The 16,494-nt window shown below is 68.4% G+C and carries 17 protein-coding genes; 7 read left to right on the forward strand and 10 right to left on the reverse strand.

Going from position 1 to position 16,494, the window contains the following annotated elements; all coding sequences use genetic code 11:
- The first annotated feature begins 84 nt into the window (after nt 1-84).
- From radA to purF, 3 genes are all read left to right on the forward strand, one after another.
- A complete protein-coding gene (gene radA / locus FGX59_RS12600) occupies nt 85-1,449 on the forward strand; it encodes a DNA repair protein RadA (protein WP_138466880.1) in 1,365 nt (454 codons plus the stop codon).
- 19 nt (nt 1,450-1,468) lie between these two features.
- Nucleotides 1,469-2,023 carry a CvpA family protein gene (locus FGX59_RS12605; protein WP_138466881.1) on the forward strand — a complete coding sequence of 185 codons (555 nt, stop codon included), beginning with the start codon at nt 1,469-1,471 and terminating at the stop codon, nt 2,021-2,023.
- 145 nt (nt 2,024-2,168) lie between these two features.
- Complete coding sequence (gene purF, locus FGX59_RS12610; protein ID WP_138466882.1) at nt 2,169-3,701, forward strand: amidophosphoribosyltransferase; 1,533 nt, start codon at nt 2,169-2,171, stop codon at nt 3,699-3,701.
- A gap of 55 nt (nt 3,702-3,756) precedes the next feature.
- Here purF and FGX59_RS12615 read toward each other — a convergent pair whose 3' ends face one another.
- The 4 genes from FGX59_RS12615 to FGX59_RS12630 all read right to left on the reverse strand — a co-directional run bounded on the left by FGX59_RS12615 (nt 3,757) and on the right by FGX59_RS12630 (nt 7,376).
- On the reverse strand, nt 3,757-4,434 hold the full coding sequence (locus FGX59_RS12615) for a Crp/Fnr family transcriptional regulator (protein ID WP_138466883.1): 678 nt from the start codon (nt 4,432-4,434) through the stop codon (nt 3,757-3,759).
- A gap of 126 nt (nt 4,435-4,560) precedes the next feature.
- Nucleotides 4,561-5,424, reverse strand: a complete 864-nt coding sequence (locus FGX59_RS12620) for a hypothetical protein (protein WP_138466884.1) — start codon at nt 5,422-5,424, stop codon at nt 4,561-4,563.
- Nucleotides 5,425-5,752: 328 nt separating this feature from the next.
- Nucleotides 5,753-6,817 (reverse strand): hypothetical protein, encoded by a 1,065-nt coding sequence (locus FGX59_RS12625; RefSeq protein WP_138466885.1) that lies wholly within the window; start codon nt 6,815-6,817, stop codon nt 5,753-5,755.
- A 244-nt stretch (nt 6,818-7,061) separates the two neighbouring features.
- Nucleotides 7,062-7,376, reverse strand: coding sequence for an H-NS family nucleoid-associated regulatory protein (locus FGX59_RS12630; RefSeq protein ID WP_138466886.1), 315 nt, complete (start codon nt 7,374-7,376; stop codon nt 7,062-7,064).
- Between the two features lie 506 nt (nt 7,377-7,882).
- On the opposite strand from FGX59_RS12630, the gene FGX59_RS12635 reads away from it, so the two are divergent.
- Complete coding sequence (locus FGX59_RS12635) at nt 7,883-8,572, forward strand: hypothetical protein (RefSeq protein WP_138466887.1); 690 nt, start codon at nt 7,883-7,885, stop codon at nt 8,570-8,572.
- 85 nt (nt 8,573-8,657) lie between these two features.
- Here FGX59_RS12635 and FGX59_RS12640 read toward each other — a convergent pair whose 3' ends face one another.
- Together FGX59_RS12640 and FGX59_RS12645 are read right to left on the reverse strand one after the other, a co-directional pair.
- Nucleotides 8,658-9,860 (reverse strand): glycosyltransferase, encoded by a 1,203-nt coding sequence (locus FGX59_RS12640; RefSeq protein WP_138466888.1) that lies wholly within the window; start codon nt 9,858-9,860, stop codon nt 8,658-8,660.
- Between the two features lie 58 nt (nt 9,861-9,918).
- Complete coding sequence (locus tag FGX59_RS12645; protein ID WP_138466889.1) at nt 9,919-10,563, reverse strand: GntR family transcriptional regulator; 645 nt, start codon at nt 10,561-10,563, stop codon at nt 9,919-9,921.
- Between the two features lie 163 nt (nt 10,564-10,726).
- On the opposite strand from FGX59_RS12645, the gene FGX59_RS12650 reads away from it, so the two are divergent.
- Nucleotides 10,727-10,978 (forward strand): hypothetical protein, encoded by a 252-nt coding sequence (locus tag FGX59_RS12650; protein WP_138466890.1) that lies wholly within the window; start codon nt 10,727-10,729, stop codon nt 10,976-10,978.
- Between the two features lie 69 nt (nt 10,979-11,047).
- Nucleotides 11,048-12,253 carry a UbiH/UbiF family hydroxylase gene (locus tag FGX59_RS12655; protein WP_138466917.1) on the forward strand — a complete coding sequence of 402 codons (1,206 nt, stop codon included), beginning with the start codon at nt 11,048-11,050 and terminating at the stop codon, nt 12,251-12,253.
- Nucleotides 12,254-12,313: 60 nt separating this feature from the next.
- On the opposite strand, the gene FGX59_RS12660 is transcribed toward FGX59_RS12655, so the two are convergent.
- A complete protein-coding gene (locus tag FGX59_RS12660) occupies nt 12,314-12,769 on the reverse strand; it encodes an Lrp/AsnC family transcriptional regulator (protein ID WP_138466891.1) in 456 nt (151 codons plus the stop codon).
- Entirely contained in the window at nt 12,766-13,224 is a 459-nt protein-coding gene (locus FGX59_RS12665; protein ID WP_138466892.1) for an Lrp/AsnC family transcriptional regulator, read from the reverse strand. The genes FGX59_RS12660 and FGX59_RS12665 overlap by 4 nt, the downstream gene beginning before the upstream one ends.
- 137 nt (nt 13,225-13,361) lie before the next feature.
- Between FGX59_RS12665 and ilvC the strand changes: the two genes are divergently transcribed.
- The gene (gene ilvC, locus FGX59_RS12670) at nt 13,362-14,384 is read left to right on the forward strand and encodes a ketol-acid reductoisomerase (RefSeq protein WP_138466893.1); all 1,023 of its coding nucleotides are present in this window, start codon (nt 13,362-13,364) and stop codon (nt 14,382-14,384) included.
- Nucleotides 14,385-14,687: 303 nt separating this feature from the next.
- On the opposite strand, the gene FGX59_RS12675 is transcribed toward ilvC, so the two are convergent.
- Nucleotides 14,688-15,095 (reverse strand): hypothetical protein, encoded by a 408-nt coding sequence (locus FGX59_RS12675; RefSeq protein WP_138466894.1) that lies wholly within the window; start codon nt 15,093-15,095, stop codon nt 14,688-14,690.
- A gap of 913 nt (nt 15,096-16,008) precedes the next feature.
- Complete coding sequence (locus FGX59_RS12680; protein ID WP_138466895.1) at nt 16,009-16,467, reverse strand: YaiI/YqxD family protein; 459 nt, start codon at nt 16,465-16,467, stop codon at nt 16,009-16,011.
- Nucleotides 16,468-16,494 lie beyond the last annotated feature (27 nt).

The raw sequence follows: 16,494 nt of genomic DNA on the forward strand, positions 1-16,494 counted from the left end.
GAGGGGGTATCGGGGGAGAGGGAGACCCTCTCCCCCGGCCCCTCGCCCCTTGCCCCCGGCCCCGGCTTCGGGCAACCAGTCGCAATGGCACCGAAACCCCGTCCCTTCATCTGTTCCTCCTGCGGCGCGGCCTTCGCGAAATGGCAGGGCCGCTGCGATGGCTGCGGCGCCTGGGACACGATCACCGAAGAGCGCCCGCTGGCCGCGGGTCCCGGCAAGTCGCTGGGCGCGCTGCGCGGCAAACCCGTCCCGCTGCTCGACCTGGCCACCGAGGAAGCCCCCCCGCCCCGGACCGAGACCCGCGTCGAGGAACTCGACCGCGTGCTCGGCGGCGGGCTGGTGCCGGCCTCGGCCATCCTCGTCGGCGGCGATCCGGGCATCGGCAAGTCCACCCTGCTGCTGCAGGCAGCCGCGGCCTTTGCCCGCGCCGGGCTGTCCGTCGTCTATGTCTCGGGCGAGGAGGCCTCGGCCCAGGTGCGGATGCGCGCCCAGAGACTCGGCCTCGGCAAGGCCGAGGTGCGGCTCGCCGCCGAGACCAACCTGCGCGACATCCTCACCACGCTGGAAGAGGCCAAGCCCGATCTCGCCATCATCGACTCGATCCAGACCATGTGGCTCGACACGGTCGACTCGGCGCCCGGCTCCGTCAGCCAGGTCCGCGCCGCCGCCCATGAGCTGACGACCTTCGCCAAGTCCCGCGGCACCTCGGTGATCCTCGTCGGTCATGTCACCAAGGAGGGCCAGATCGCCGGGCCCCGCGTGGTCGAGCACATGGTCGATACCGTGCTCTATTTCGAGGGCGAGCGCGGCCACCAGTTCCGCATCCTCAGAAGCGTCAAGAACCGCTTCGGCCCGGCCGACGAGATCGGCGTCTTCGAGATGACCGGCCGCGGCCTGGCCGAGGTCAGGAACCCCTCGGCGCTCTTTCTCGACGGGCGCGGCAAGCCCTCGCCCGGCTCTGTCGTCTTCGCCGGGATCGAGGGCACGCGCCCGGTGCTCTGCGAGCTGCAGGCGCTCGTCGCCCCCGCGCCTGCGGGCCAGGCGCGGCGGTCCACCGTCGGGCTCGATTCCGGGCGGCTGGCGATGATCCTCGCCGTGCTCGAGGCGCGCTGCGGCATGACCTTCACCGGGCTCGACGTCTATCTCAACGTCGCGGGCGGGCTGAAGATCAGCGAACCGGCCGCCGACCTGGCGGTGGCCGCGGCGCTTCTGTCGGCGCGCGAGGACCAGGCCCTGCCCGAAGGCACGGTCGTCTTCGGCGAGATCAGCCTCTCGGGGGCGCTGCGTCCTGTCACACAGATGGAAAACCGGTTGAAAGAGGCCGCGAAACTTGGTTTCAGAAACGCGCTGGCCCCCGCGGGCGGCCGGCTCAGCGAAACCTCGGGTCTGAGCGTCTCTCAGGTGTCGGACCTCCCCGCCTTCGTCGGCGAGCAATTCGGCGCGGGCTGACATCGAAGGAGTTGAGTGCATGGACGGGTTTACGCTCTTGGATGCGGGGGTGGCCATCGTCATCCTGCTCTCCGCGCTCCTCGCCTATTCGCGCGGCATCGTCCATGAATCCCTGGCGATCCTCGGCTGGGTCGCGGCCGCCGTGGTCGCCTATCTCTTCGCCCACCAGGTCGAACCGCTGGTGCGCGAGATCCCCTATGTCGGCCAGTTCCTGCAGGACAGCTGCGAATTGTCGATCATCGCCGCCTTCTGCGTGGTCTTCGGCCTCTGCCTGATCGTGGTGTCGATCTTCAGCCCGCTCTTCGCCTCGCTGGTGAAGAATTCGGCGCTCGGCGGCATCGACCAGGGGCTGGGCTTCCTCTTCGGCGCGCTGCGCGGCATCCTGCTCGTGGCGGTGGCGCTGCTGGTCTATGACCGCGTCGTCGTCTCCTCGACCTTCCCGATCATCGACGACAGCCGCACCGCGCGGGTCTTCGCCGGCGCCGAGAGCGGCCTGGAATCGACCATTCCGACCGATGTCCCGGGCTGGATCCTCGGCCGCTACGAAGCCCTGGTGGGCACCTGCGGGCTCTGAGCCCGCCCCCGGGTCTCACGCGGACGCGCGCGGCATCACGATTGTTAGCGCGCGACAACATGTATATGATCCTTTCGTGACACCCGGGAACTTTCGCGGTAAGGGAGGCCAACCTCCCAAAATCCGGATTCGGAGCCCATAGCCCATGCGCGATGCGACCGAGACCCAAGGCGCCGATAGCGACAGCGGTCTTCCCTCGGACCAGACCCTGTCCGAGCGTGCCTTCTTCAGCAACCCTTTCGACGATGACAAGCTGCGCGAGGAATGCGGCGTCTTCGGCGTGATCGGCACAGCCGACGCGGCGAGCTTCGTCGCCCTCGGCCTGCATGCGCTCCAGCATCGCGGCCAGGAAGCCGGCGGCATCGTCACCCACGCCCCCGGCGTCGGTTTCAATTCCGACCGCCGCTTCGGCTATATCCGCGACAACTTCACGTCGCAGGAAGTCATCAAGAACCTGCCCGGACCGCTGGCCATCGGCCATGTCCGCTATTCGACCGCAGGCTCCAAGGGCAACACGCAGATCCGCGACGTCCAGCCCTTCTTCGGCGAATTCTCCATGGGCGGTGCGGCGATCGCCCATAACGGCAACATCACCAATGCCGAGGAGCTGCGCCGGGAACTGATCGAGCGCGGCTCGATCTTCCAGTCCTCCTCGGACAGCGAATGCATCATCCACCTGATGGCGCGCTCGCTGCAGAAGGACATCCCCGAGCGGATGAAGGACGCGCTGCGCCGCGTCGAGGGCGCCTTCTCGGTCGTCGCGATGACCCGCACCAAGCTGATCGGCGTGCGCGACCCGCTGGGCGTGCGCCCGCTGGTCCTGGGCAAGCTCGGCGAAGGCTGGGTGCTGAGTTCCGAGACCTGCGCGCTCGACATCATCGGCGCCGAGTTCATCCGCGAGATCGAGCCCGGCGAGATGGTCGTCATCTCCGAAAGCCAGGGCGTGCAGAGCTACTTCCCGTTCAACCGCCTGCCCGGCCGGTTCTGCATCTTCGAGCATGTCTACTTCTCGCGCCCCGATTCGATCCTCGGCGGCCGCTCAGTCTACGAGACCCGGCGCCAGATCGGCGTCGAACTGGCGCGCGAGGCCCCGGTCGATGCCGACCTGGTCTGCCCCGTCCCCGATAGCGGCACCCCGGCCGCGGTGGGCTTTGCCGCGGAATCCGGCATCCCCTTCGCGCTCGGCATCACCCGCAACCAGTACATGGGCCGGACCTTCATCGAGCCGACCGAGCAGATCCGCAACATGGGCGTCCGGCTGAAGCTGAACGTCAACCGCGCGCTGGTGCGCGGCAAGCGGATCATCCTGGTCGACGACTCGGTCGTGCGCGGCACCACCTCGCGCAAGATCAAGGAGATGATCCTCGATGCCGGCGCGGCAGAGGTGCATTTCCGCATCGCCTCCCCGCCCACGGCCTGGCCCTGCTTCTACGGCGTCGACACGCCCGACCGCGGCAAGCTCCTGGCGGCGCGGATGTCCGAGGACGAGATGTGCGACTATCTCGGCGTCGATTCGCTGAAATTCATCTCGCTCGACGGGCTCTACCGCGCGGTCGGCGAGGCGGAGGGACGCGATCCCAAGGCGCCGCGCTACTGCGATGCCTGCTTCTCCGGCGAATACCCGGTGAAACCGGTCGACATGATCAACCGCGGCTTCGAGCTGAAGGCCGCCGAGTGATCCGGCGGGGGCCGGGACGCGGACGCGCCCGGCCTCCCCTCTTTCTTCCGCGGGCTCAGAGCCCGTCGGACAGCAGTTCGGGGTCCAGGATCTCGATCTTGCGGCGCGCCGAGCGGATCGCCCCGCGCTTGGCCAGGCGGCTCATCGAGCGCGAGACCATCTCCCGGTTGGCCCCGATCGAGCCCGCGATCTCCAGATGCGTCGGCGCATCGGCAATCACCCCGCCCCCCGCCAGGCAGTCCGCCTCAAGCGCCAGCCGGATCAGGTAGGAGCAGAGCCGCTGCTCGATCGAATAGGTCGACAGCTCGTGCGCCTTCAGCGTCAGGCTGCGGATCCGCGCCACCAGATCCCGCATCACCCGCGCGCGGATCTCCGGCACCTCGTCGAGCAGCGTCATGAAGGACGGCCCCGACAGCTGCAGCAGCCGCGACGGCGCCCGGGCGAAGATCGCCAGCGACCGCGCCCCGCCATCGATCGCCGACAATTCGCCGATCAGCGATCCGGTGCCGATCCGGGTATAGACGATCTCGCGCCCGTCCTCGGTCCAGTAGACCGCCAGCAGCGCGCCGCTGCACAGGAAATAGACGTCGCGGCTGTCATCCTCGCGGTCGAAGACCATCTGCCCGGGCTCGTAGCGCTTCTCGGACCAGCGCAGGTTCAGCGCCGCGAGGCGCTCCGGCGAGATGCCCTCGAAGAGCGGCAGCGCGGAGATGTCCGGCAGGGCGCAGTTCATGCGCGGCCCTGGCCGGGCCGGGCGGTGACAGGGCGCATGGCGTGATTCCCGAAAATGCTTTTCATCTTCGAGACCTACAGCGCAGTCTCCGCTACGGCAATTCCCTCTCCGGCAGATGCGGTCGCGTTATTGCACGCGCCGCAGGATGCGGCCGCTGCCGGTCGGATCGGCACGGCGCAGCTCGTGCAGCAGCGGGCAGCTCCAGGAGGTGATCCCGTCAGGCGACTTGTGCAGCGCCAGCGGCGTCTCGGAGTCCAGGTCGCGCCGCACCCAGTCGAGCTGGCGGAGCTGGCGGATCGCCCGCTCGAGGCCGCCGACGCCCAGCCGCTCGGCGCGTTCCAGCGCGCAGAGCAGCTCCACCGGTTCGGGATGCCAGGGCGACAGGCGCTGCATCCGCTCCTTGTCCTCTCCGGCCCAGTCGAGCGCGCGCCAGAGCATCAGCCGGATCGCCGGGATCTCGGGCATCGGCTGGCCCAGGAGCTCCAGCAGGACCAGCGCGTTGATATTGGCGATCAGGTCGACCGGGTTGTCGAGCAGGTCCGGCTCCAGCCAGGAGCCGAAGATGTCGTAGTCATGCCAGGGCTCGGCATCGGCCGGGATCTGGTCGAGCCGCACCGGCAGCATCGCCTTGCAGTAGACCGCCTGGAGGTCCTTCAGGCTGCGGCGGCCGTAGCGGTAGAGCGTCACCGCGATCAGCGCCGTGGCGTCCAGATCCGGCGACGGACGGTCGCGCATCCAGGCCGGGGCCGCGGTTTCGGGATGGCGGCCGAAATGCCCGGGCCGGTCGCTGCGCTCGCAGCGTTCGAGGAAATCCAGCGCCGCGCCCAGGCCGGGGGCCAGGCGCAGCTCCTCGCGGTGCGGCCAGAGCGCCTCGAGGCAGAGCGCCGTCGCGGCGCCGTTGCTATAGGGGATCAGGGCCGCGCCGCTGCGCGCCTCCGACAGGAAGCTTCCATCGGCATGCTGCTGGCCGAAAACAAGACCTTGGCTCATTACGGGGTCCTCCGGGACACGGGCATATCAACGGGCAGCGGCAGGCCGGGCCAGGCCGCTTCCCAGGTTTCCGGCGCCATCTGCGGCTGCGGGCCGCAAGGCGCCGCGGCCGGCCTTGGCGCCAGCGGAAAGGGAATGACGCCCGCCGCTGGGGCGGGATCGCTCCGCTCCGGGTCCCGCCGGCGCGGCCATGACGGCGGGGGAGACCGCCATGACCTTCCGCCAGCCGGAAACGGCGCGGATCCATCCTGTCCGGAGGCAGCCGGACAGTCGGGATTCTGGGGGTCGCAGAGCAGCCAGGTCATATCCACCGGATGTCCCTCCCTGCTCAGGCCGGCATCGCCGCGGCGACGCGCGGCGAGCGGAAACGGAGATGGCGCGGCACGGTCTGGCTGCTGCGCAGGCCGGGAAAGCGCTGGCAGCAGCGGGCGAGCGCGGCCAGGAGCCCCCATTCGGCGGCGTCCTGCCGCAGCGAGGCCAGGCCGGGCAGCTCCTCGACCGGAACGCCCGAGCGCAGCGTCTTCTCGGTGCCGCGGTGGCGCTCCGCCTCGCTGCGCCACATTTGGGCGAGATACGGAAAGCGGTCGCCCGGCCCCGAGACCTCGCGGTCGAACATATCCGTCAGCCGGACGACAGCCGTGCAGAGCGCCGCCGCCTGCGCCTCGGGGCTCATCCCCGCGCGCTGCGCCGCGATCTCCTGCAGCAGCCGCGCGGCGGCGGCGTCTTCCTGCGGCACCGGCGCGGGCTTCCCGCGGCCCGCGCCGAGATCGAGCACCATCGACAGGACCGGGACCTCCTTCCCGTCCGCATCGATGAGCCCGAAATCGAGGGAAACGGGCTCCAGCACATAGAGCTGGTCCGCGGCCAGAATGGCGTGGCGCGGCCGCTCATGCAGGGCCGCGAGCCGCTCGAGCAGCTGCGCCACCCGCGCGGCGAGCGCCGACATCGCCGCCTCCTCCGCCGCCAGCTCGCGCCAGGCCGCGCCGAGCGCCGCCTCGTATCCCTCCTGCGCCGCCCGCAGCCGCGCCAGATGCCCGGCAAGCCCCGCCGCGGCGCTGCCGAGTTCGGCCCCGCCCGCGCGCGCCCGCTCCCGCAGTTTCCGGATCGCAGCCGGATCGCAGGGCGCAGCGGCCGCGCGGTCCGCCGCCGCCGCCTGCTCCATCACCGGCCCGAGCAGCGCCGCCTGGATGGCGGGGCGCGCCTCCTCCCAGTGGCGCGCCTCCGCCGCCAGGGCCAGGAGCTGCGCCTGCAGGGGGGCCAGCCAGGCCGGTTCAGGCGCGAAGGAATGCAGCCGGAGCCGCGCCATCGCCGAGGCGAAGCTGCTCGCAGCCAGAAGCTGGGAATAGGCACCTGCCAGAGACAAGGCGGCCTGACGGGGGCCTGGACTGAACATGCGGCGGTTTCTCCCTCCAATCCTGCGGGGGGCAGGATGAGGAGACCCTAGCGGCGGCCGCCGGGGGGTTCTGTGCCATTTGACACAGTCCGCGGACCAGCCTGCGGCCGGTGCGGAAAAAGCCGGATCATGTGCGGGGGGACGCGCCGGGAAAGCCGCGGCGCAGAGCGGCACGCCCGGACGCTGGAGAGTCCGGGGCCGCGGAAAGGGCGGGCGCGGCTGCCTCCGCGCCCGCTATGCGATCTCAGATCGCGAAGTCTTCGAGCTCGGCACCGCCTTCAAGCGCCTCGATCAGCCATTTCGGCTTGCGGCCGCGGCCGGTCCAGGTGTGCTTGGGGTTTTCCGGGTGCTGGAATTTCGGCAGCTGGCCCGTCGGCGATGCCGTGGAGGAAGCCATCTTGACCATCTCCTCGAGCGAAACGCCGTGCCGCTTCGCGATCTCCTTCATTTCCGCAAGAGCCGCAACTTTCTGCTCTTTTTCCAATTCGACCATACGCTTGTCGATCTGGACTTTGAGCTCTTCGAGCTCGTCGCGGTTCAGCGTGGAGATATCAACCATTTCGCAGTCTGCCCTGTTCTTGGATAATTCAGAGAAATCTCCCGTGGATGGCCAGGAGGCCAGCCAGGAATATTGATGCAATTTCCGTGCTAGAAAGAAACACGAAGAAGCGCAAGGACATTTAAATCCACTCGGCGAAAAACGGCAACAGTTGTTTCAAAATACCTGGGTTTTTACGAATATCTCTGCAAAACGTGAGCAATGCTGCAACTGCAAAACAGCTTTGGGAAACACAACCGAAAGGGTGCAGCTCGCGCCAATCGCGCACGCTCCGGCCGAACCCCTAACCGGAGGTAAAATTCTCGCGGGAACGGGAGCTTGCCTGCCGCTGGGCAGTCCGGGGAACGGCCCCTGCAGCTTCCTGCAGAAGGCGGCATTTCCATACCTTGCGCTGCCCGGTGCACAGAAAGGCGAAACTGATCGCGGAACAATTCCGCCGCCGCCATGTTGACTGGCCGTGACGCGGTTGATGCCGCGAAAGCCGAGACCAGAATTGGAGACCAGAAATGAAAAAGCTGCTGCTTGCCACGACCGTCATCATGTCCATGTCCGGCGCTGCCTTCGCCCAAACGGCCTCGAGCATGGACCGGAGCCAGCTTGAAACCATCGCCGAAGATGCTTTCACCGAGAATCAGATTTCCTACGATGTCGACATGCTGTCGGAAGATCAGCTTGCCCAGATCCGCGATGCTGTCGAGGAAAAGGACGGCGGCGACCTGCGCAGCGAGCTCTATGTCATCATCGGTCCGGAATATGAACCGAATTACGATCCGGCCGTCGACAATGCTCTGGCGGGCACTGGCGAACCGTCCCAGCTGCAGGCCCTTGCCGAAGATACGCTGCGCCAGTCGGGAATTGCATATGACGTCACCAAGCTTGACGCCAGCCAGCTCGCGGCAATCAAGAATGTCGCCGAAGAAGGCGCCGCCGGGAACGCCGACAGCGAACTGTGGTCGATCATCGGCTTTGAAAACCGGCCCGACATTCCCGACCCGATCGGCGATTCCGTGACCCTGACCCAAGCGGAGCGCGGCCAGCTGGAAATCCTGGCCTATGACATGCTTTCCGCGAATGGCGTGCCCTATGACGTCGACAAGATCTCGAATTCGCAGCTCGTCGAGATCAAGACCCTGTCCGAGGAGGACAGCGCCTCGGCGGACGTCAAGCTGAAGTCGATCCTCGGCGTCGAAAGCTGATCCGACAGGGAGAAGCGCGGAGGGCCCCGCCTCCGCCGCAGAGGGCCGGACCTTGTTCCGGCCCTTTCGCATGGGCGCTGCCGCCTCAGGAGGCCATGTCGGTCGCGAGTTCCGCCAGCTCCTGCGCCCGGGCGGGCCAGATCCAGCGCCGGTCATAGGCGGCCAGCACCCGGCGGCGCGCCATCTCGCCCTTGCGCCGCGCCATGTCCGGATCGTCGAGCAGCCGCGCCACCGCCGCGGCCACGGCTGCGGCATCGCGCAGGGGCACGATCTCGGCCATGCTGCCATCGGTCACGACCTCGCGCACCGGCGCCGTGTCGGAGACCACCATCGGACAGCCCGCCGCCATCGATTCGATCATCGACCAGCTGAGCACGAAAGGCACAGTCAGGTAGACATGCGCCTGCGACGCCTGCAGCAGCTCGCGGTATCGGCTATAGGGCAGGAGCCCGACGAAATGCACGCGGTCCAGATCGAGATCGAGCTCCTCGAGCATCCGCGCCTTCCAGCTTTCGCCCTCGGGCAGCTTCTCGCCATAGGCGACGCGGTCCTGTCCGGCGATCACTGCATGCATCTTCGGCCGCGTCTTCTGCAGCGCCGCCACCGCGCGCATGAATTCCGGAAAGCCGCGATGCGGCTCCATCCCGCGGGTGGCATAGGTGACCAGCTCGGCATCCTCGGGCACGCCCTCGATCCAGGCCTTCGCCGGCGCGAAGATCTCGCAGTCGACGCCGTCATGGCGGACCGTCATCCGGTCGCGATAGGCCTGCGGGAACTGCCCCGCCTGGAACGCGGTCGGGCACCAGATCCGGTCGGCCTGGTCGAAATCGAGCAGCATCGGCAGATTGCGCGCGATGGTATAGGCGCGGCCGTCCTCGGCGCCCTGGGCGGGCGCCCCGCCCTCCAGATCCCGCGGCGGCCAGCGGTAGTACCATTCCGCATAGCTGACGAATTTCGCCTCCGGCCAGACCGCCTTGGCGAAGCTGCCCGAGCCCCAGCCGGAATGCGCCACCACCACGTCGGGCGCGGGGATTTTCGCCCGCGTCCGCATCGCCGAATTGGCAAAGCCCTGCGCGTTCAGCACCGCCGATTCCAGCCCGCGCAGATAGCGGTGGGTCTCGGCGCCCGGCTCGCGATGGGCCGCCATCTTCACCATGCGGCAGCCTTCCGGCGGCTTGGCGGCCTCGGCCGCCGTGAAAAAGGTCACGTCCCAGCCGCAGCGCGCCAGATAGGCGCCGAAATGGCCGAACTGGGCGGGGAAATTCTGATGCGAGAAAATGATCTTCATGAGAATGGTCCTGCCATGGCCGCGCCGCCGCCGCCCGCCCCGCTCCGCGGCGGGCGGCTCAAACGGCTGCCTTCTCCGAATCTAGCCGAAGCCGCGTCTCGAAGGCTTTCGAGATATGCTCCTTCAGCGCCTCGTAGGCGCCGTCCCCGTCCTGCGCCTCGAGGCAGGCGACGATGCGGTCATGCTCGGCCAGCGCCCGGTCGCCGCGCCCCTCGGCCGCCAGCGAGGTCGAGGCCAAGAGCGCCATCGAGCGGTGCACGAGGTCGAGCTGCTGCACCAGGTAGCGGTTGTGCGAGGCCAAGTGGATCTGCTTGTGGAACCGCCGGTTGGCACGGGCCAGCGCCTGCGGATCGTCCACCAGCGCGCGGTCCTCCTCCACCATCTCGCGCAGGACGCGGATCTCCTCGGGCGTCGCATGCTGCGCAGCGAGCCGCGCCGCCAGCCCTTCGAGCTCGGTGCGCACGACATAGAGCTCGGCCATCTGGTTGTGGTCGAGCGAGGCGACGATCAGGCTGCGCCCGTCGCGGCTGAGAAGCGACTGGGTCTCCAGCCGCTGGAGCGCCTCGCGGATCGGGGTCCGCGACACGCCGAAACGCTCCGCAAGCTCGCTTTCGACAAGCCGGTCCCCGGGGCTGTACACCCCGGCATCGATCGCCTCGAGGATGAGCGAATAAGCGTCCTTGTTCGTTTGCTGTGCACACATGCGACGGAGCCTGCCCCGGCATGCAGCGGGATGCAAGCTGCTAAAAAACCGGAAACCCTGACGCAAGTTTGTCAGCCACTGCGGCAAGAACGGGGCTGGGCTTGAAGCGCCGCATCTGAGATACATCCTTCCTGATATGAGACACGATCCCGAGGAAACGCGCATGTCCACCACCGAGGCCGGCCAGGCCGGGAAATCGACCTTCACCAAGATCCTCCACGCCATCCCCTGCATTGGCTGGATGGTCCGCGAGGACACCGAGGCAAACGCCACGAATGCCGCGTGGTTCATCGGCGCCTGGGTGGCCTTCTGGGGCTGCTGCATCCTGCTCTTCGGCCTGCCCGGGCTGATCCTGCCGGCGCTGTTCATGACCTTCGCGATGTTCGCGATCATGATCCTTATCTCGCGCGGGTGACGAAACGGCCTATGGCCCCTGCCCGCAAAGTCGCTAGATAGCCGGGCAACCGGAGGGCGCAGCATGGGCATGGCCAGACAGGATTTCGACATCGTCATCGCAGGCGGCGGGCTGGCGGGATTGTCCGCGGCGGCCGCCTTCGGCGCCCGCGGGCACCGCATTCTGTGCGTCGACCCCGCCCCGCCCGTGACCGAGGGCGCGGCCAAGGGGGCCGACTGGCGCACCACGGCGATCCTGCAGCCGGGTCAGGCGCTTCTGGAAGAGGCCGGGATCTGGGCACGGCTCGCCCCGCATGCCTCGGCGCTGAAGGTGATGCGGATCGTCGATGCCGGCGGGCGCGAGATCGCCCCTCGGCTGGCGCGCGATTTCGATTCGGCCGATCTGGGCGAGGCGCCCTTCGCCTGGAACCTGCCCAACTGGCTGATCCGCCGCGAACTGGCCGCCCGGCTGGGCGAGCTGGCGACGGTGGAATTCCGTCCCGGCACCGGCCTGGCCGATCTGGTCCCGCGCGAGGCCGAGGTGCTGGCGCGCCTCGACGACGGCACCGCGGTGCGGGCGCGCATGGCCATCGGCGCCGATGGCCGCAATAGCCGGGTGCGCGAGGCGCTGGGGCTCGGCGCGCGGCGCATCCGCTACGACCAGAAGGCGCTGGCCTTCGCCGTCCGCCACACCGTGCCGCATGACAACGTTTCGACCGAGATCCACCGCTCCGGCGGCCCCTTCACCCTGGTTCCGCTGCCCGACCGCGATGGCGCGCCCTGTTCGGCCGTCGTCTGGATGGAGCGCAATGCCGAGGCCGAGCCGCTGGCCGCGCTGGAGCCGGAGGCGTTCAATGCCGCCGCGACCGAGCGCAGCTGCGGGCTTTTCGGCCCGCTGGAGCTGACAACCGAGCGCAGCCTCTGGCCGATGCTGGCAATGGTCGCCGACCGGTTCTGCGGCCAGCGCACGGCGCTGATGGCGGAGGCCGCGCATGTCGTGCCGCCGATCGGCGCGCAGGGGCTGAACATGAGTCTCGCCGACCTGGGCCTGCTGCTGGAGCTCTTCGGCTCGGATGCCGAGACGCTGGGCGATCCTGCGCTCCTGGCGCGCTACGACCGCGCGCGGCGGCCGGAAGTGGCGGCACGGGTCTTCGGCGTCGACCTGCTGAACCGCATGTCGATGATGGAGCCGCAGCCGCTGCGCGACTTGCGCAAGACCGGGCTGGGGCTGATCTACGGCATCTCGCCAGTGCGTCGGATCATGATGAAGGCGGGTCTGGGCGCGCGCGGCCATTAGGCTGGGCGCGAGGGGAGAGGGCCGCGGGAGAGGGCCCTCCCTCTCCCGCACCCTCACCCGTCACAAGGGCCCCGGCCGCCGTTCCTGGCTGAGAAGGACATTTGCCTCCACCTCGCCCACCGAGGGCAGCGTCATGATCCGGCGCCGGAGCACCCGCTCGAAATCCGGCAGGTCGCGCGCGGTGACGATCAGCCGGTAGTCGAAGCGGCCCAGCACGTGATGGACCGCCTGCACCTCCGGGATGGCCGCAATCGCCCGCTCGAAATCCTCGAGCCCGTGCCGCCCCTTGGCCGCGAGCTTGATGCCGAGGAAGACAGTCACCCCGAAGCCCAGCTTCTCGCGGTCGAGATCGACCGCCCGGCCCGAGATCACCCCGGCCTCCTCAAGACGCCGGATCCGCCGCCAGGACGCGGGCTGGCTCAGCCCCAGCCGCCGCCCCAGCGCCCCGGCCCCTTCGGTGGCATCCTCTGCCAGCGCCCTAAGGAGTGCCCGGTCGGTCTCGTCGAGCTCGATCACAAGGGCAGGCTTTCGCGTTCGAAGATGGTGGCGACGCGGACCAGCGCCTCGATATCGGCCATGTGCGGCAGCGACAGGATGCGGTCGCGGTAGATCCGCTGGTAATCCGCCATGTCCCGCGCCCGCACCGAGAGCCGCAGGTCGACCCGGCCGAGAAAGGTCTGGATCTCCGTCACTTCGGGGATCTTGCGCGCCTCCTCGAGGAAGCGGTCGAAGGCGCCCGGGACCGTCTTGTCGATGGCGATCCGGAGCGACACCTCCACCCGGTAGCCGAGCGCGTCCCAGTCGATCACTGCCCGCGGACCGTTCAGCACGCCCGCCTCGCGCAGCCGCTCGAGCCGCCGCCGGGCAGTGGCGGCGGACACATTGGCCCGATCGGCCAGCTCGGCGAAGCCGAGCGCCGGATCGGCCTGGAGCTGGCGCAGGAGGCGCCGGTCGGTATCGTCGATATGCATGGATCTGTCATATCTCTCCAAAAGAACGAATGAAAGCGTCAAACGTGGCGGTCTATCTGCGAAGATTGCAGACCGCATGCCGCTGGAATGACTATTCTGCCCCGACACGTGACCAGCGACAAACCGGAGGAATACCGATGCGCGTCTACTATGATCGCGACTGCGATGTGAACCTGATCAAGGACCTGAAGGTCGCCATCCTCGGCTATGGCTCCCAGGGCCACGCCCACGCGCTGAACCTGCGCGACTCGGGCGCCAAGAATGTCGCCGTCGCGCTGCGCGAAGGCTCCCCCTCCGCCAAGAAAGCCGAAGCCGAAGGCCTGGCCGTGATGGGCATCGCCGAGGCCGCCGCCTGGTGCGACGTCATCATGTTCACCATGCCCGACGAGCTGCAGGCCGAGACCTACAAGAAATACGTGCATGACAACCTGAAGGAAGGTGCCGCCATCGCCTTCGCCCACGGCCTGAACGTGCATTTCGGCCTGATCGAGACGAAGCCGGGCGTGGATGTCATCATGATGGCGCCGAAGGGCCCGGGCCACACCGTGCGCGGCGAATACGTCAAGGGCGGCGGCGTGCCCTGCCTCGTGGCAGTGCACCAGAACGCCACCGGCCGCGCGCTGGAAATCGGCCTCTCCTACTGCTCCGCCATCGGCGGCGGCCGCTCGGGCATCATCGAGACCAACTTCCGCGAAGAGTGCGAAACCGACCTCTTCGGCGAGCAGGCCGTTCTCTGCGGCGGCCTTGTCGAGCTGATCCGCTGCGGCTTCGAGACCCTGGTCGAGGCGGGCTACGCCCCCGAGATGGCCTATTTCGAGTGCCTCCACGAGGTGAAGCTGATCGTCGACCTGATCTATGAAGGCGGCATCGCCAACATGGACTACTCGATCTCCAACACCGCCGAATACGGCCAGTACGTCACCGGCCCGCGGATCCTGCCCTACGAGCAGACCAAGAAGGCGATGAAGGAGGTCCTGACCGACATCCAGCAGGGCAAGTTCGTCCGCGACTTCATGCTGGAAAACCAGGTCGGCCAGCCCTTCCTGAAAGCCTCGCGCCGCGCCAATGACGAGCACCTGATCGAGGAAACCGGCACCAAGCTGCGCGGCATGATGCCGTGGATCTCGGCCGGCAAGATGGTCGACAAGACCAAGAACTGAGCCGCCCAGATCGGCCGTCCGGGCCCGCGCCCGGACATCGGGCCCCGCATCCGCTGCGGGGCCTTTTTCATGCCGAGGGTCCCGGGCAGGCCCTGCGCGCCGCGAGGCTACGCAACCTGCCACGCCATGGACCGAAGAGCCGCCGCAAATGCCGGCTCCGTCCGCTCAGGCGCCGCCGTCCCGGAGCGGGGGCCGCCACGCACGGCAGCTCGATCGGCCGCCATCCGTCGCCTCGCCGCAATGGGCGGCCTGTCCCCTGCCAGCGTCCGGATGCTGCCCTGCGCCGCGCGACAGGCGCCCGTGCTACTCCGCGACCAGCGCGAGCCCCATGATGGCCGTGCCGTCCCGTCCGGCTTCCGCCCCCGCCGCGTTGCGGAAGGAGATCGCGTAGGTCTCGCCCTTGGCCAAGACCACGTCGAAGAGCTCCAGATCCCCGTACTGCCCGGTCCCGTCATCGGGATAGGCCTGGGGCGCGCCGCCATTCACCGAATAGGACAGATGCGCCACGCTCGACACCGCATCGACGCTGAATACCAGATCGAGGACCATGTCCGCGGTCGCGCGGAAGACCAAGTCGGCCGAATCCTCGGCCTTCAGCACGACGCTGTCCGACAGGAACTCGCCCGAGCTGACATCATGCGTTTCGGCCAGGATCGGCGCCGGCCCGGGAAGCCCGGCTGCGAACGCCGCCGCAAGGAAGAATGCTTTCATCGCTGTTCCAAACATGACGGAGCGGATCAGGGGAGGCCAGCGGCGCGCGGCGCGCCGTCTGGTCAATCGTTAGCCCCTATCTAGAAACCTGTGAAGTAAAACCAAACAATAATTCAGCGAGTTAAATATCATAATTTCTTGTCCAGAGCAGCGCCCTCCACCGGGAGTCCGCCCCGTCGCCGGCCCCTGCCCCGCGACCACCAGTGAACCGGGCGGCGGCCCTCTCCGCAATGGCGGAAAACCTGCCGCCCTTGCGGCCCGGCATGGCTGTGCCGAATGGGCCGGAGACAACCTGCGATCGCCAGGGAACACCGCCGACAGGCGCGGCGACGATAGGCGCAGCGACGATATCGCCGGAAGGATTGCGGAAGGAAATCGCGTCTCTCCCCCATGGGGCGAAGAGGTCACGGCAATGGCGCGGGCCGCCGGCATGACCGCCACGGGAAGGGGGCAAAGCACGACCCCCCGCGAAGATGACCTGGCAGGGCGGCGCCTCGAGGCCGCCGGGACCGGCCGGCGAAGACCATTTCCACGGCCTCGTCGAAACGAGAGGCGCCGCCTCCCCAGAGGCCGGACGCTGCGATGCCTCCCGGTCGCCAGACGCCAGACGGCCGAGAGGACGTGTCGCGTCCGCCGCCATTGCAGAACCGCCAGGCGCAAGCGCTGCGGCCGGGAAACCGCCTTCAGCGCCGTTCCGAACATGACCCTTCCCGAGCCCGGGCACTGCCGGAACGGCCACGCCCCTCCGGGGCCTTGGGCCGCCTGACCAGATAAGCCGTTATTTTAAATATATAAATTACGAAGACACGACCTGTCTCACCCAGTGGATGCCGACACGGCCCAGGGATATGGACAGCCTCCCCGCACGGCCCGGACGCCGCAGCTGCAGCTGCAGCCCGGCCAGAGAGGGAATTCAGCCCCCGGCGCGGCGCGCCTGCGCCATCGCGCGGTCGAGCCCGGTGAGAAAGCGCGACCGCTCGGCCTTGCCAAAGGGCCTGCCGCCGCCCTGCCGGAACGGATCGGCGGCGCGCAGATCGGCCATCAGGTCGCGGGTCGCCAGCCGCCCGCCGATATTCGCCATGCTCAGGATTTCGCCGTCATGCTGGATCACCAGCGCCCCGGCCTTCAGGCAGCGGTCGGCAAGGACCAGATCCGAGGTCACCACGACATCGCCCGTCCCGCAGCGCGCCGCGATCCACTGGTCGGCGGCATCCGGCCCCTCGGGCACGATCACCAGCTCGACGAGCGGATGCGCCGGAGGCCGCAGCCCGCCATTGCAGACCAGCTTCATCGGCACGTTCAGCCGCACGGCCACGCGTTCGGCCTCGGCTTTCACCGGGCAGGCATCGGCATCGACATAGAGCGTGGTCATCTTCGGTCTCCCTCGGTCACGCGCCCT

It is taken from the genome of Poseidonocella sp. HB161398, assembly GCF_005870025.1.
Taxonomy (GTDB): Bacteria; Pseudomonadota; Alphaproteobacteria; order Rhodobacterales; family Rhodobacteraceae; genus Mangrovicoccus.

Excerpts from the sequence above, each read along its gene's own strand:
- FGX59_RS12665 (WP_138466892.1), bottom strand. The coding sequence starts at position 13,224 with ATGCATATCGACGATACCGACCGGCGCCTCCTGCGCCAGCTCCAGGCC.
- radA (WP_138466880.1), top strand. The coding sequence starts at position 85 with ATGGCACCGAAACCCCGTCCCTTCATCTGTTCCTCCTGCGGCGCGGCC.
- FGX59_RS12630 (WP_138466886.1), bottom strand. The coding sequence starts at position 7,376 with ATGGTTGATATCTCCACGCTGAACCGCGACGAGCTCGAAGAGCTCAAA.
- FGX59_RS12620 (WP_138466884.1), bottom strand. The coding sequence starts at position 5,424 with ATGAGCCAAGGTCTTGTTTTCGGCCAGCAGCATGCCGATGGAAGCTTC.
- FGX59_RS12625 (WP_138466885.1), bottom strand. The coding sequence starts at position 6,817 with ATGTTCAGTCCAGGCCCCCGTCAGGCCGCCTTGTCTCTGGCAGGTGCC.
- FGX59_RS12615 (WP_138466883.1), bottom strand. The coding sequence starts at position 4,434 with ATGAACTGCGCCCTGCCGGACATCTCCGCGCTGCCGCTCTTCGAGGGC.
- FGX59_RS12680 (WP_138466895.1), bottom strand. The coding sequence starts at position 16,467 with ATGACCACGCTCTATGTCGATGCCGATGCCTGCCCGGTGAAAGCCGAG.
- FGX59_RS12605 (WP_138466881.1), top strand. The coding sequence starts at position 1,469 with ATGGACGGGTTTACGCTCTTGGATGCGGGGGTGGCCATCGTCATCCTG.
- FGX59_RS12650 (WP_138466890.1), top strand. The coding sequence starts at position 10,727 with ATGTCCACCACCGAGGCCGGCCAGGCCGGGAAATCGACCTTCACCAAG.
- ilvC (WP_138466893.1), top strand. The coding sequence starts at position 13,362 with ATGCGCGTCTACTATGATCGCGACTGCGATGTGAACCTGATCAAGGAC.
- FGX59_RS12675 (WP_138466894.1), bottom strand. The coding sequence starts at position 15,095 with ATGAAAGCATTCTTCCTTGCGGCGGCGTTCGCAGCCGGGCTTCCCGGG.
- purF (WP_138466882.1), top strand. The coding sequence starts at position 2,169 with ATGCGCGATGCGACCGAGACCCAAGGCGCCGATAGCGACAGCGGTCTT.
- FGX59_RS12640 (WP_138466888.1), bottom strand. The coding sequence starts at position 9,860 with ATGAAGATCATTTTCTCGCATCAGAATTTCCCCGCCCAGTTCGGCCAT.
- FGX59_RS12635 (WP_138466887.1), top strand. The coding sequence starts at position 7,883 with ATGAAAAAGCTGCTGCTTGCCACGACCGTCATCATGTCCATGTCCGGC.
- FGX59_RS12645 (WP_138466889.1), bottom strand. The coding sequence starts at position 10,563 with ATGTGTGCACAGCAAACGAACAAGGACGCTTATTCGCTCATCCTCGAG.
- FGX59_RS12655 (WP_138466917.1), top strand. The coding sequence starts at position 11,048 with ATGGCCAGACAGGATTTCGACATCGTCATCGCAGGCGGCGGGCTGGCG.